Annotated in this window: 15 protein-coding genes; 12 read left to right on the top strand and 3 right to left on the bottom strand. The window is 56.9% G+C overall.

The window, feature by feature from the left end:
* Position 1 precedes the first annotated feature (1 nt).
* The 5 genes from ABF979_RS07535 to ABF979_RS07515 all read left to right on the top strand — a co-directional run bounded on the left by ABF979_RS07535 (position 2) and on the right by ABF979_RS07515 (position 4,506).
* The gene (locus ABF979_RS07535; RefSeq protein WP_415558878.1) at positions 2 to 1,234 is read left to right on the top strand and encodes a pyruvate dehydrogenase complex dihydrolipoamide acetyltransferase; all 1,233 of its coding nucleotides are present in this window, start codon (positions 2 to 4) and stop codon (positions 1,232 to 1,234) included.
* Positions 1,235 to 1,237: 3 nt separating this feature from the next.
* Positions 1,238 to 2,644 (top strand): dihydrolipoyl dehydrogenase, encoded by a 1,407-nt coding sequence (gene lpdA / locus ABF979_RS07530; protein WP_415558876.1) that lies wholly within the window; start codon positions 1,238 to 1,240, stop codon positions 2,642 to 2,644.
* A 5-nt stretch (positions 2,645 to 2,649) separates the two neighbouring features.
* Positions 2,650 to 3,618, top strand: coding sequence for a lipoyl synthase (lipA, locus tag ABF979_RS07525; protein WP_202207537.1), 969 nt, complete (start codon positions 2,650 to 2,652; stop codon positions 3,616 to 3,618).
* On the top strand, positions 3,618 to 4,088 hold the full coding sequence (locus tag ABF979_RS07520) for a type II toxin-antitoxin system RatA family toxin (protein ID WP_415558873.1): 471 nt from the start codon (positions 3,618 to 3,620) through the stop codon (positions 4,086 to 4,088). Before lipA ends, ABF979_RS07520 begins: the two co-directional genes overlap by 1 nt.
* Positions 4,089 to 4,182: 94 nt before the next feature.
* Positions 4,183 to 4,506, top strand: a complete 324-nt coding sequence (locus ABF979_RS07515) for a hypothetical protein (RefSeq protein ID WP_415558872.1) — start codon at positions 4,183 to 4,185, stop codon at positions 4,504 to 4,506.
* Between the two features lie 60 nt (positions 4,507 to 4,566).
* Here the strand turns inward: ABF979_RS07515 and ABF979_RS07510 are convergent, their stop codons facing one another.
* Genes ABF979_RS07510 through ABF979_RS07500 form a run of 3 tightly spaced genes read right to left on the bottom strand, consistent with a single transcriptional unit; the run spans position 4,567 to position 7,505 of the window.
* Positions 4,567 to 5,052, bottom strand: a complete 486-nt coding sequence (locus tag ABF979_RS07510) for a CinA family protein (RefSeq protein WP_415558870.1) — start codon at positions 5,050 to 5,052, stop codon at positions 4,567 to 4,569.
* Complete coding sequence (locus tag ABF979_RS07505; protein WP_415558868.1) at positions 5,039 to 6,913, bottom strand: lytic transglycosylase domain-containing protein; 1,875 nt, start codon at positions 6,911 to 6,913, stop codon at positions 5,039 to 5,041. The genes ABF979_RS07510 and ABF979_RS07505 overlap by 14 nt, the downstream gene beginning before the upstream one ends.
* Positions 6,894 to 7,505: a YjbE family putative metal transport protein gene (locus ABF979_RS07500; protein ID WP_415558866.1), complete on the bottom strand. Its 612-nt coding sequence runs from the start codon at positions 7,503 to 7,505 to the stop codon at positions 6,894 to 6,896. The genes ABF979_RS07505 and ABF979_RS07500 overlap by 20 nt, the downstream gene beginning before the upstream one ends.
* 81 nt (positions 7,506 to 7,586) lie before the next feature.
* Here ABF979_RS07500 and purB point away from each other — a divergent pair, with 81 nt between their 5' ends.
* From purB to ABF979_RS07465, 7 genes are all read left to right on the top strand, one after another.
* Positions 7,587 to 8,918 carry an adenylosuccinate lyase gene (gene purB / locus ABF979_RS07495; RefSeq protein WP_415558864.1) on the top strand — a complete coding sequence of 444 codons (1,332 nt, stop codon included), beginning with the start codon at positions 7,587 to 7,589 and terminating at the stop codon, positions 8,916 to 8,918.
* A 143-nt stretch (positions 8,919 to 9,061) separates the two neighbouring features.
* The gene (gene purC / locus ABF979_RS07490; protein WP_046901644.1) at positions 9,062 to 9,823 is read left to right on the top strand and encodes a phosphoribosylaminoimidazolesuccinocarboxamide synthase; all 762 of its coding nucleotides are present in this window, start codon (positions 9,062 to 9,064) and stop codon (positions 9,821 to 9,823) included.
* Complete coding sequence (purS, locus tag ABF979_RS07485; RefSeq protein ID WP_046901643.1) at positions 9,823 to 10,065, top strand: phosphoribosylformylglycinamidine synthase subunit PurS; 243 nt, start codon at positions 9,823 to 9,825, stop codon at positions 10,063 to 10,065. The genes purC and purS overlap by 1 nt, the downstream gene beginning before the upstream one ends.
* Positions 10,062 to 10,451: a Rap1a/Tai family immunity protein gene (locus tag ABF979_RS07480; protein ID WP_086633177.1), complete on the top strand. Its 390-nt coding sequence runs from the start codon at positions 10,062 to 10,064 to the stop codon at positions 10,449 to 10,451. Before purS ends, ABF979_RS07480 begins: the two co-directional genes overlap by 4 nt.
* Complete coding sequence (gene purQ / locus ABF979_RS07475) at positions 10,448 to 11,149, top strand: phosphoribosylformylglycinamidine synthase subunit PurQ (RefSeq protein ID WP_064272888.1); 702 nt, start codon at positions 10,448 to 10,450, stop codon at positions 11,147 to 11,149. The genes ABF979_RS07480 and purQ overlap by 4 nt, the downstream gene beginning before the upstream one ends.
* Positions 11,146 to 13,350, top strand: coding sequence for a phosphoribosylformylglycinamidine synthase subunit PurL (gene purL / locus ABF979_RS07470; protein WP_415558861.1), 2,205 nt, complete (start codon positions 11,146 to 11,148; stop codon positions 13,348 to 13,350). Before purQ ends, purL begins: the two co-directional genes overlap by 4 nt.
* 3 nt (positions 13,351 to 13,353) lie before the next feature.
* Positions 13,354 to 13,584 (top strand): BolA family protein, encoded by a 231-nt coding sequence (locus ABF979_RS07465; RefSeq protein WP_046901639.1) that lies wholly within the window; start codon positions 13,354 to 13,356, stop codon positions 13,582 to 13,584.
* The last annotated feature ends 84 nt before the right edge of the window (positions 13,585 to 13,668 follow it).

Here is a 13,668-nt window from a genome sequence, read left to right as displayed (position 1 = left end):
AATGGCAACTGATATCCTGATGCCGGCCCTGTCGCCGACAATGACCGAGGGTAAACTGGCTCGCTGGCTCAAGAATGAAGGCGATAAGGTTTCAGCCGGTGATGTGATCGCTGAAATCGAGACCGACAAGGCCACGATGGAAGTCGAAGCTGTGGACGAGGGCATACTCGGCCGCATTCTTGTTCAAGAAGGCGTGGAGGGCGTTGCGGTCAATACGCCCATCGCAATTCTGGTTGAGGAAGGCGAAGACGTACCGGCTGCGTCTTCTGGACAGACACCTGCTATCGCCGCTTCGGTCGCTGAGCCTGTTGCTGCTGCAAGTGCACCTGCGCCAAGCGCCAAAGCCGCCCCCCCAAAGGAGAGCAGTGAGCGTATTTTTGTCTCTCCACTGGCCAAGCGTATGGCTAAAGAGCGCGGCATCGCTCTTGGAACCCTGAACGGAACCGGACCGAATGGCCGCATTCTGAAAAGGGACGTTGAGAAGGGCGGTAACGCTGCTCCAGCCGCTGCGAAATCTGTACCTGCGGCACCGATCGCCGTTGAGGGCGATATCACGCGCGTTCCGAACTCCACGATGCGCAAGGTCATTGCGCGACGCCTGACGGAATCAAAGACGCAGGTCCCGCATTTCTATGTATCAGTGGACATCGAGCTTGATGCTCTGCTCGCACTTCGCTCCAAACTAAATGCGACCGCCGAAGAGAACAGCTTCAAGCTCTCGGTCAATGATATGATGATTAAAGCTGTCGGGCTGGCACTGAAAAAGGTACCGGGTCTGAACGTTCAGTTCACGGATTCCGAGACGCTGCATTTCGAGAATGTGGACATTTCAATGGCTGTCTCCATCCCGGAAGGCTTGATCACGCCGATCATCCGCAATGCGGACCAGAAGTCCCTGCGTGAGATCAGCCGTGAAGCCAAGGATCTTGCCAAGCGTGCGCGTGCGGGAAAACTGAAGCCTGAAGAGTTTCAGGGTGGCACGTTCTCCATCTCGAATATGGGAATGTTTGGCGTCCGGGATTTTGCTGCGATCATCAACCCGCCGCAGGCCGGAATTCTGGCCATTGCGTCAGGAGAGAAACGTGCCGTGGTTCGAGGAGACCAGCTTGCAATTGCAACTGTCATGACCGCGACACTTTCTGTTGATCATCGTGCCGTTGATGGCGCGCTTGGGGCACAGTGGCTAAATGCCCTGCGCGATATCGTACAGAACCCTTACACTCTGGTGGTCTGATCCATGTCCGATACTTTCGATCTGATCGTTGTTGGTGGCGGTCCTGGCGGATACGTTGCAGCGCTTCGAGCCAGCCAGCTTGGCATGAGCGTTGCCATCGTGGAGAGCACGCATTTTGGTGGTGTCTGCCTCAACTGGGGCTGCATCCCTACAAAGGCGCTTTTGCGTTCCTCCGAAATTCACCATCTTTTGCATGATCTGAATACGTTCGGCTTCTCGGCCGAGAACGTATCCTTCGATCTACCCAAGATTGTGGCCCGATCCCGTGGCATTGCCCGCCGCATGGGCGGGGGTATTGCCCATCTGCTCAAGAAGGCCAAGGTCACGACCTTTGACGGTCGTGCCAAACTGGCTGGCCGGGCAGGCGAAGCACACAAGATTTCCATCACCAAGGATGGTGCCGAAGTGGCGATCATTAAGTCGCCCAACGTCATTCTGGCTACTGGTGCACGCGGCCGTCAGCTTCCGGGTCTGGAGACAGATGGCAAGCTGATCTGGGGTGCGCGTGAAGCCATGACCCCGACCGAACTGCCGAAGCGTCTGCTGGTCATCGGTTCTGGTGCCATTGGTATCGAATTTGCGTCCTTCTATCGCAACATGGGTAGTGAAGTAACGATTGCCGAAGTGGCGGACCGTATTCTGATCGCCGAAGATCCGGAAATTAGTGCCGCAGCCCGCAAGGCCTTCGAAAAGCAAGGGATGAAAATCATCACTGGCGCGAAGGTGGGCCCACTTCAAAAGGGTGAAAACGAGGTTTCCACCACCATTGAAAGCGCCTCTGGTACGGTTGATCTGACTGTGGACCGCGTGATCTGCGCTGTCGGCATTGTTGGAAACGTTGAGGATCTGGGCCTCGAGGGGACCAAGGTTCAGGTTGATCGCACCCATATCGTCACGGATGGCTTCTGCCGTACGGCAGAGCCAGGCATTTACGCGATCGGTGACGTCGCAGGCGCGCCTTGGCTGGCTCATAAGGCAAGCCACGAGGGCATCCTCTGCGTTGAAAAAATTGCCGGTCGGTCACCGCAACCTTTGCATGCTCTGAACATTCCGGGCTGCACCTATTCCCGTCCTCAGATCGCGTCTGTTGGTCTGAGCGAGGAGAAAGCCGTCGCATCTGGTCACAAGGTTCGTGTTGGGCGCTTCCCATTCATTGCCAACGGGAAAGCCGTGGCTATGGGTGAAACGGAAGGCATGGTCAAGACCGTGTTTGATGCCACAACCGGGGAGCTTCTGGGTGCTCACATGATCGGCGCAGAAGTCACGGAAATGATTCAGGGCTATGTCATTGCCCGGACAGGTGAACTGACGGAAGCAGAACTGATTGAAACGGTTTTCCCGCATCCGACAATTTCCGAGACGATGCATGAAGCGACTCTGGCGGCCTTCGACGGTCCGCTCCATATCTGAGCAGCATGTCCCAGCGCATCACCATAGATCACCGTGAGATGTCCGCTCTCCGTCATCCGGAGAAAGCACATCGTCCTGACAACCCGATCCAGCGTAAACCGTCCTGGATTCGGGTAAAGGCGCCCAACCATCCCGTGTACCACGAGACACGGGCGCTGATGCGAGAGGCCAATCTGGTTACGGTCTGCGAGGAAGCAGCCTGTCCGAATATCGGGGAATGCTGGTCCCAGCGTCATGCGACCATGATGATCATGGGCGAAATCTGCACGCGGGCCTGCTCTTTCTGCAACGTGACAACTGGCCTCCCAAAAGCCTTGGACACAGACGAACCGCGCCGGGTTGCAGAAGCCGTGGCAAAGCTTGGTCTCAAGCATGTTGTCATCACATCAGTTGATCGTGATGACCTTGCGGATGGAGGCGCTCGTCATTTCGCGCACGTCATTCAGGCCATACGCTCAGCTTCACCAGGTACGACAATCGAAATTCTGACGCCTGATTTTCTTCGGAAACCAGGCGCACTTGAGATTGTGGTGGAGGCACGGCCTGACGTTTTCAATCACAATATCGAGACCGTGCCTCGTCTCTATCCCACAATCCGGCCAGGTGCGCGATACTATCAGTCATTGCGTCTGCTGGACGGTGTAAAGAGGCTCGATCCATCCATTTTCACCAAGTCTGGCCTGATGCTTGGCCTTGGTGAGGAGAAGATGGAAGTATGGCAGGTCATGGATGATTTCAGGGTTGCTGACGTCGATTTTCTGACGTTGGGCCAGTATCTTCAGCCGAGCGTAAAGCATGCATCGGTCGAAAAGTTTGTTACCCCGGAAGAATTTGACGGCTATGCTGCGGCTGCCCGTTCCAAAGGATTTCTCCAGGTCAGTGCAAGCCCTCTGACACGATCCTCCTATCATGCGGACAGTGACTTCGCGAAGCTGCAGGCCGCGCGAAACAGCCGTCTGAAAGAAAGTCCCTGATGCCGACACATGCCGAGCAACGGTTGATTGCCTACACGCCGGAGCAACTTTTTGATCTGGTCGCAGATGTGGAGAAATATCCGCAGTTTCTGCCATGGTGTGTCAAAGCGACTATCAAATCCAAGACGGAGCATGAACTGGTTGCGGACCTGACGATTGGGTTCGGTCCGTTTCGTGAAACCTTTACCAGTCGCGTGACACTGGAATGCCCGTCACGCATCCGGGTTCGCTATGAAAAAGGGCCTTTTCGGTACCTGAACAACGTCTGGACATTCACACCAGACCCTCGTGGCTGTCTGGTAGACTTCTTTGTGGACTTTGAATTCCGTTCCCGTCTCCTACAGAACGCGATGGGAGTTGTTTTCAATGAAGGCGTTCGCCTGATGGTCTCAGCCTTCATCAAGCGTGCCCGCGATATCTATGGAGTACAGGCTGCGCAGAACCGCACCCCGCAGCCTGGACTTTCCTGAGTACAGGAAAGAATTCGTAATACGTCATGAACCATTTGGCGCATGAGGCGTTCTCAGCCTCAAGCACCGAATGGTGTCATGAAAGGATTACGCAATGAAGAAATTTACCTTCGGCGCATTTGCCTTCTCGGCTTTGATTGCTGCTGCTTCCCCGGCTATGGCCGCACACCATGCGCATCACCATGGCAAGAAGGCTGCCGCCCACGCTCAAAAGTCTGACGAAGCTTCTGCAACGGACGCTCTTAACGCTCGTTCACTGCAGCAGGCTCAAACGCCGGTCCAGGCACAGGCACCAGCAGCTCCACTTCCTGTTGCAACGGCTCCAACGTCTGCTGTTGTTCCTACGGCCCCGCCGGTTCCAGCCGTACCGCCGGCAGCGTCAACCATGCCAGCAACGGCGCCTACTGACGGTCAATAAGTTCTCAGTCGGTACACCCGTTGGAAAAGCCCTTACCAGATCGGTAAGGGCTTTTTTTGTTTACACCTTCAGGACCATTTCCAGAGCATGTCTAACCGTTGCATTTCTGACAGCGGCGCGGTCTCCGGAAAAAATATGTCGCTCTGAGATTGCCTTTCCTGGAAAAACAGCTAACCCGAAACAAACCGTTCCCACAGGCTTATCAGCACTTCCACCGTCTGGCCCCGCTATTCCTGTTACGGATACCGCCACGGTCGCATCCGCAGCATGGCACAGTGCGCCTTCTGCCATGGCTCGTGCCGTCTCTTCACTGACTGCACCGTATCGAACAAGAGTGTCTACCGGAACGCCAGCAGCGCTGCTTTTCAGGGCGTTAGAATAGGTCACAAAGCCGCCTTCAATCACGCTGGACGACCCTGCAATATCGGTGAGGGCCGCGCAAATCATCCCGCCCGTACAACTTTCCACAGTCACAAGGCGAAGGCTTCTTGCCGCCAGATGCGCGAGCACTTGTTCACAAAGTGATCGAAAATCAGTTGCCGACATTGGAAGCACTCACTCGATAAACCATCATGTTAGCTTCGATATTTTCGATGTACATTCGAGTTTCCCGATAAGGGAGACGTTCGATCCAATCTAGAATACCATCTTCAGATAAAGGATCGGCGGGTGGATTTGCTTTGAGCCACAGATCCACCCGATGCGGCCCAGCATTATAAGCAGCCAAGGCATAGGGAATGACGTTATCAAAGCGCGCAAGCAACTGGGATACGTAAGCATTCCCGACGGTCAGATTGGTCTGAGGATCCAAAAGTGCAGCTGCAGAAACATTAATGCCCCCAAGATGGGCGCGCCTCACCACATCGGTCGCAGCCCCGGGTAAAATCTGAAGCAGACCAATAGCGTGAGCCCCACTGATGGCAGCAGAATCGAACCCGCTTTCCTGCCTGATAACAGCTGGAAGCAAACCATCTGGAACAGTCGATGCTTCCGGCCATGGATTAGGGAACCCCTGCGGATAGAGGGCAACGCCTTTTCGTGACAAGGCATGAGCGGCAAAGACTTCAGCGGCAGGAACATTAAGACGTGAGCCAAGGTCTGCCACAGCCTTCTGGCCTTGCGGCGTCGGATTGGCGATCAGAAGAAGCAGCAGGAAGTCTTTAGCGTGTTCCTGGTCTCCTGACTGCATCAGGTCGGTGGCAGCCTCGACGAGATCCTGTCGCTGCAAGTCTCCTGATGCCACCGACGGAAGAGAGTGCAAGCTTTGCTGGAGCGCGCTATCAAATTCCTGAGACGTCGTCCCGGCTAAAATAAAAGACTGCTCCTTGGAGAGAACTGCCTGAGCAAGCTGGCCGTGGAACGTCGTGGGAAAATGTGTCGCATGCTCAAATGCGTCCTGCGCGTCTCTGGAGTGCCCTGCGGACTGGCGTGCGCGCGCAGTCCAGTACCAGCCTCGAGCCTGCATCGCGAGTGAAGAAGCCTGCTGGAGCGGCTTGAAAAACTCCTCCGCTTGGTCGGGAGTGTTCAAGAGCCGAAGAGCAATAAAGCCCGAGAGATTTTGCGCTTCCTGACGGTCGATTTCGGTGAGCGGCAGTGTTGTGTCCTGCGCTAGGGCATAAGCGTCCTGCACACGACCTGCGAGGAGCAGGGCGCGAGCCAGACTTGCTCTTTCACTGGACCATTCATGAGAAGGAGCCGCGGCTTGCAGGCGCGAACCCGTATCATTCCAGAGCGCCAAAGCCTCATCCAAGCGGTCTCCGCGCCGGAGAGCCCGCAGGCGATAACGGATTAAAATGGGATCTGTACGCTCCGTAGGAGATAGAGCATCAAATAAATTGTCAGCATCGGGGGAGACGGATCGTTCAGCGAGTCTCGCGCGCGCAAGAGCCTGACGTTCGGGCAGCAGGCGAGGGATCTGACGTCCCGCTGCCGAAAACTGGCCTTTGGCTTCGAGACGCTCATAACGCTGCCACTGATCATCCGCACTGAAGACAGTGGCATATCGCGTCAGAAGAGCACCTTCTTCCTGAGCGGTTCCCGCACCAGAGACCCAAAGCCTACGCGCTTCATTCACTGCATTGGGGAGATGGTCCTGACAGTTCAGGAAAGCCGAGACGAGGGTCAGGGGAAGAGACGGGCAGAGACGGTTTAACGCGTCAGGATCAGACGTATGCGTAAGGGCATTCTGATATCGCCACAGAATTTTGGCGCGCTGCGGCCAGACCGGGGTCTGCAGAAGAAAGGCAGCGTAGTCGTCCGCAGGTCGGTCCGTGGCTGAAGGCGCAACAAGTGAGAGCCACTGAGCCAGTCGGTCCTGAACCGAGGGTGTAGGGGGCAAAGGAGCTGCCGCCCCGAGAAACAGGGCAGCAGCCAGCAGAAGTGGTCGGTCAGTTCGGCAGCACAACATGATGCCAGATTTCTCCTCCGCCGCGGATGATGAGCTCAATCGCCACACCCAGCACGACAAGCAGACCACACCATGCGATCCAGCTATAACGGGCCAAAAGCCCGGCAATGAACGACGCGGCAACGCCCATCAGCAACACAGAGAATGCGAGACCGCCCATGAGAATCCATGGATGACCAATAGCAGCCCCTGCGACAGCGAGGACATTGTCCAGACTCATCGAAAGATCGGCAATGACAATCTTGAGAATGGCAGGCCCAAGCCGGGAAGGGGCGTCAACCTCGACATCCGCATCATTGTGTCGGAGCTCCCGATACATTTTCCAGCAGACCCAGAGCAGAAGACAGCCGCCTGCCAGCGTCAGGCCGACAACAGCCAGAAGACGGGCTGCGACCAGTGCCAACCCAATTCGCAGGACGGCCGCAAACGCCGTGCCGATCAGAATGGCCAGACGCCTCTGCCGCCCCTGAAGGCTACGAACCGCCATCCCGATGACAACGGCGTTGTCTCCCGCGAGCGTGATATCAATGAGGGTGACCTGTGCCAGCGCAAACAGGCCGTGAACGAAAGTATCAGGGAGCAAGGTTGTCATTCTTCCAAAAGGGGTCCGTGCAATATCCTCGTATTTGGTCTAAGCAGCCTCCGTAAAGCCCCACTCGCCTCCGGAGTTCTCATGGTTCCGCGTTATAGCCGCCCCCAGATGACCGCAATCTGGTCGCCCGCCAACCGTTACCGTATCTGGTTCGAAATTGAAGCCCTGGCCTGTGAAGCCATGGCGGAACAGGGCGCAATCCCTGCCGAATCAGCCAAAACGATCCGCGAAAAAGGGGATGCTGCAATGGCCGCATTCTCCGACGCTGATCTGGCCCGGATTGACGAGATCGAGGCAGAAACGCGCCATGACGTGATTGCGTTCCTGACATGGCTGGCAGAAAAAGTTGGCCCGGACAGCCGCTTCGTTCATCTCGGCATGACGTCTTCGGATGTGCTGGACACATGCCTGTCCGTTCAGCTGACACAGGCTTCGGACCTTCTTCTTGAAGATCTGGAGCGCGTTCTCGCGGCCCTCAAGACGCGCGCATGCGAGCACAAGCTGACCGTGACGATCGGCCGCAGCCACGCCATTCATGCGGAACCAACCAGCTTCGGCCTGAAGCTGGCTGGCCACTATGCAGAATTCGCGCGCAACAAAGAGCGTCTGCTTCAGGCCCGCAAAGAAATCGCTGTTTGTGCCATTTCCGGTGCGGTCGGCACTTATGCCCATATTGATCCGGCCGTTGAAGAATACGTTGCCGACAAGCTGGGACTTGTTGCCGAAAGCGTCTCCACGCAGGTCATCCCACGTGACCGCCACGCAGCATTTTTCTGCACACTGGGCGTGATTGCCAGCGGCATTGAACGTCTGGCTGTTGAAGTTCGCCACTTGCAGCGTTCGGAAGTGCGCGAAGCGGAAGAGTTCTTCCATAAGGGCCAGAAGGGTAGTTCCGCGATGCCGCACAAGCGGAATCCGGTGCTGTCCGAAAACCTGACAGGCCTCGCCCGCCTGATTCGCTCCCATGTTACGCCTGCACTGGAAAACGTTGCCCTCTGGCACGAACGTGACATCAGCCACTCGGCCGTGGAGCGGAACATCTGCCCTGACGCCACGATCGGGCTTGATTTCGCTCTGATGCGTTTGGCTGGCATGATGGAAAAGCTGATGGTCTATCCGGACCAGATGATCGCCAACATGGAAAGCCTTGGTGGCGTTGTTCATTCCGGCGAAGTGCTGCTGGTTCTGGCCCGCGCTGGCATTTCCCGCGAAGATGCCTACCGGATCGTCCAGCGCAACGCCATGGAGACATGGACGAAGCTGGGCCATCCTGACTTCCGCACGTTCCGCGAGAATCTTGAAGCAGATCCGGAAGTTGCCGGCCGTGTCAGTACGGAAGTTCTAGACCGGGCCTTCGATCCGGCGCAGCATCTCAGCCAGGTTGATCGCATCTTTAACCGCATTTTCGGTTAATCTGGACAAACGGGGGCGGGAATAGTTTTCCCGCACTCTCGCGGTTCCGGTTCCGCAATGCTATGGAACCGAAAAACCGTCGCTGGACCAGCCGTTTCCGCATCCCTGACAAACGGGACGGCGCAACGCAGTAAGGATTGCTCATGGCCCGCCGCCGCCAGCTCTATGAAGGCAAAGCCAAGGTTCTTTTCGAAGGGCCCGAGCCCGGAACGCTCGTGCAGTATTTCAAGGATGACGCTACCGCCGGAAACGGCGCCAAAAGTGGCGTGATCACAGGGAAGGGTGTCCTGAACAACCGCATCAGCGAATACCTGATGATGAAGTTGCACGACATCAACATTCCAACGCACTTCATTCGCCGTCTCAACATGCGTGAGCAGCTGATCCGTGAAGTCGAGATCATTCCACTCGAAGTGGTGGTCCGCAATGTTGCGGCGGGCTCGATTGCCAAGCGCCTTGGCATCCCTGAAGGGACCCGTCTGCCGCGCACGATCATCGAATATTACTACAAGAACGATACTCTCGGGGACCCGATGGTCTCTGAAGAACATATTGCCGCGTTCGACTGGGCCTCACCACAGGACCTGGACGACATGAATACGCTGGCTCTCAGGACCAATGATTTCCTGATGGGCATCTTCATGGGCGTTGGCATCACCCTTATTGATTTCAAGCTGGAATTCGGCCGTCTCTGGGAAGGCGAGGAGATGCGGATTATCGTCGCTGACGAAATCTCTCCCGATAACTGCCGCCTGTGGGACAGCAAGACCAGCGAGAAAATGGACAAGGACCGGTTCCGCAGGGACATGGGCCGCGTCGAAGAAGCTTATCAGGAAGTTGCACGGCGTCTCGGGATCCTGCCCGAAGCCAGTAATGGAGACCTCAAGGGTCCGGAGGCAGTATAATGAAAATCCGCGTTTTCGTTTCCCTGAAAGATGGTGTTCTTGACCCGCAGGGCAAAGCCGTCGGCCACGCTCTTGAGTCTCTGGGTTTCAAAGGTGTTGGTGAAGTCCGCGTTAACCGCGTGATCGAACTGGACGTTGCAGCGCAGGACAATGCTGCAGCTCTTGCGGAGGGTGAGGCCATGGCCCGCGCTCTTCTGGCTAACGAAGTCATTGAAGACTTTAGCGTCGAGGTGGCAGCATGAAGCTCTTCTCCGCTGCTCTTCTGGCTGTCGGTCTCGTGACCGTAGCCGCGGCTCCTGCTCATGCACAGCGCGTTTCCAAGGTCTCCGGAAAAGCTCTGGGCAACATGTGCTCGGCCAGCAAGTCCACCGCTCTCTGTGACGCGTATCTCGCAGGCGTCATGGACAGCGAAGTCTGGTCCAAGAAATATGACAGCTACGCCGATGACGCTGGCGCGCCTGTCGCGTTTTGTGTTCCGGTCAGCGAAACGACAACGCAGGTCCGCGGCAAGCTGATTTCCTGGCTGCACGCTCATAATGATGCGTTGACGCAGTCGGGCGGCAAGGCCGTTTACCGCGCCCTGCATGACGCTTACCCCTGCCATACGGCTCCGGAGGCTCAGAAATGAAGGCAGGTATCGTCGTATTTCCTGGCACGAACCGGGAGCGCGACATGGTGCACGCCCTGAAGCTGGTTTCCGGCCAGACCCCGAAGATGATCTGGCACCGGGACACATCCCTTGGTGATCTGGATCTCGTGGTTCTGCCAGGGGGCTTCAGCTTCGGGGATTATCTGCGCAGTGGTGCCATGGCTGCTCATTCTCCGATCATGCGCGAAGTCAAAGCTTTCGCTGAGAAGGGTGGCCATGTTCTCGGTGTCTGTAACGGTTTTCAGATCCTGACGGAAACGCATCTTCTACCAGGCGCACTGCTTCGCAACGCTGGCCTGCGCTTTCTGTCGCAGGACTGCCACCTGAAAGTTGAAAATGCCACGTCGGCATTCACGCAAGGATGGAAGAGCGGCGACATTTTCCGTGCACCGCTTGCGCATGGCGATGGCAACTACACGGCCTCACCTGAAACGCTTGAGCGTCTCGAAGGAGAGGGCCGGGTTGCATTCCGCTATTGTGCCGCTGATGGACAGGTCTCAGAAGGCAATCGCCACTCCAATCCTAACGGCAGCGCGCGCTCGATCGCTGGTATCCTGAGCGAAAATGGCCGTGTGTGTGGCCTGATGCCGCACCCTGAAAACCTGACTGACCCGGAAATCGGCGCGACTGATGGCGTGCCGCTCTTCAAAGGCTTGGTGGAGGCTCTCGTCGGATGAGTGTTACAATCGACGCCAAACTGGCCCAGTCTTTCGGCCTGACACCTGCGGAATATGACAAGCTCCTGAGCATCATGGGCCGCACGCCCAGCTTTACGGAGCTTGGCATTTTCTCGGTCATGTGGTCCGAGCACTGTTCTTACAAATCCTCCCGCATCCATCTCAAGACGCTGCCAACCAAGGCTCCATGGGTCATTCATGGGCCGGGCGAAAACGCGGGTGTTGTTGATATCGGCGAAGGTCTGGCTGCCGTCTTCAAGATGGAAAGCCACAACCATCCGTCTTTCATCGAGCCTTATCAGGGCGCAGCGACAGGCGTAGGTGGTATCTTGCGTGACGTGTTCACCATGGGGGCGCGTCCGGTCGCCAACCTGAATGCCCTGCGTTTCGGTGATCCGAAAACACCGGGAACGCGCCGTATTGTTGATGGTGTGGTTCGCGGCGTAGGTGGATACGGCAACTGCGTCGGCGTTCCGACGGTCGGCGGGGAAGTCAACTTCCACAAGGCCTATGACGGCAATCCGCTCGTCAACGCAATGACGGTCGGTGTTGCCAAGCAGGACAAGATCTTCCTTTCTGCTGCTGCAGGCATTGGAAATCCGGTTGTTTATGTTGGCTCCAAAACCGGTCGAGACGGTATTCATGGCGCTACCATGTCCTCCGCCGAGTTCGACGATGAGGCCGCCTCCAAGCGCCCAACCGTTCAGGTGGGTGACCCGTTCATCGAGAAGCTGCTGATCGAGGCGTGCCTTGAACTGATGGCCACCGATGCGATCGTGGCCATTCAGGATATGGGTGCGGCTGGCCTGACGTCTTCTGCTGTTGAAATGGCAGGCAAGGGTGGCGTCGGAATTGAGCTTGACCTTGATTCCGTTCCGCAGCGCGAACCCGGCATGTCAGCCTACGAAATGATGCTGTCTGAAAGCCAGGAGCGTATGCTCATGGTTCTCAAGCCTGAAAGCACCGAGCAGGCCCGGGCCATCTTCGAAAAGTGGGAACTGGATTTCGCGATCGTCGGGCAGCTGACAGATAGTGGCCGCATCACAATCAAGCACAACGGCCAGGTCGAAGCGGATATTCCGCTGGCACCGCTGGCCGATGAAGCTCCGATCTACAATCGCCCGACTGTTCCGCTGGAAGCGCCTCGGCACATCCAGCCGCCTGCAGACCCGGTAGGGATTGAGCATGCTCTGCTGACATTGATCGGCTGTCCGGATCTGGCGTCCCGCGCATGGATCTGGAACCAGTACGATGCATCGGTCGGCGGTAACACGGCACGTCGCCCAGGTGCGGCAGATGCCGCCATTGTGCGCGTGGAAGGAACGCGTCTGGGCCTCGCCCTGACGACGGACTGCACCCCACGTTACTGTCAGGCTGCCCCGAAAACCGGAGCAGCACAGGCTGTTGCCGAGGCATGGCGCAACATCACGGCAACAGGTGCGAAGCCTTTGGCCGTGACGGACAACCTGAATTTCGGCAATCCGGAACGCCCGGAAATCATGGCTCAGTTTGCTCAAGCCATCAAAGGCATGGGTGAGGCATGCCGTGCGCTGGATTTCCCGGTCGTGAGTGGCAATGTCTCATTGTATAACGAGACACGTTCACCGTCAGGTCTGGCCCAGGCTATTCTCCCGACACCGGCGATCGGCGCTCTGGGTGTTCTTGCGGATGCATCGCGGTCCATCGGACTGTCCATGCCTGCAGACCATGATCTGGTTCTGATTGGTGAAATCCGTGGCGAACTCGGTCAGTCCCTGTGGCTCCGTGAGATTTGCCATCGCGAAGACGGTGCTCCGCCTCATGTTGATCTTGTTGCAGAGCGCCGGAACGGTGACTTTGTGCGCGGACAGATTGAAGCCGGGTTGGTCGCAGCCTGCCACGATATTGCAGATGGCGGTCTTCTTGTGACACTGGCTGAGATGGTCATGGCTGGAGATGTTGGATGCGTGTTGAATGCACCCCCATCCAACATTCCACTGCATGCCTTCTGGTTCGGTGAAGATCAGGCGTGCTATGTTGTGGCGACCAAAAGCGCGCAGGCTTTTCTTGCCGCAGCCGAAAAAGCTCATGTCCCCGCCCGCAAGCTGGGTCATTCCGGCGGCAAGGAACTGAAGCTTGCGGATGGTATTGCACTAAAAGCCAGCAGATTGCGCGACATCAACGCAGCATTCTTCCCGAAATTCATGGGTGAGGACGCCTGACACATGCCGATGACAGCATCCGAAATCGAACGGACCATCCTCGCCGCCATTCCCGATGCCCAGATCACAATTCAGGATCTGGCAGGGGACGGGGATCACTACGCCTGCACCGTGGTCAGCACGGCATTCGAAGGGCTTTCTCGTGTACGCCAGCACAAACTGGTTTATGATGCGTTCGGAACCCGCATGGGTACTGAGCTGCATGCGATGGCTCTCAAAACCCTGACCCCTTGAACTCAGGGGGAATCATTCCCTTCTGAAGTGACTGCTGACAGCCAGGGAGGGCATTGCCTCTCCCTGATGCCGACAAAAGGAAAA

It is taken from the genome of Gluconobacter sp. (assembly GCF_047723935.1).
GTDB lineage: Bacteria > Pseudomonadota > Alphaproteobacteria > Acetobacterales > Acetobacteraceae > Gluconobacter.
This window is presented reverse-complemented; position numbering and strand designations above follow the sequence as displayed.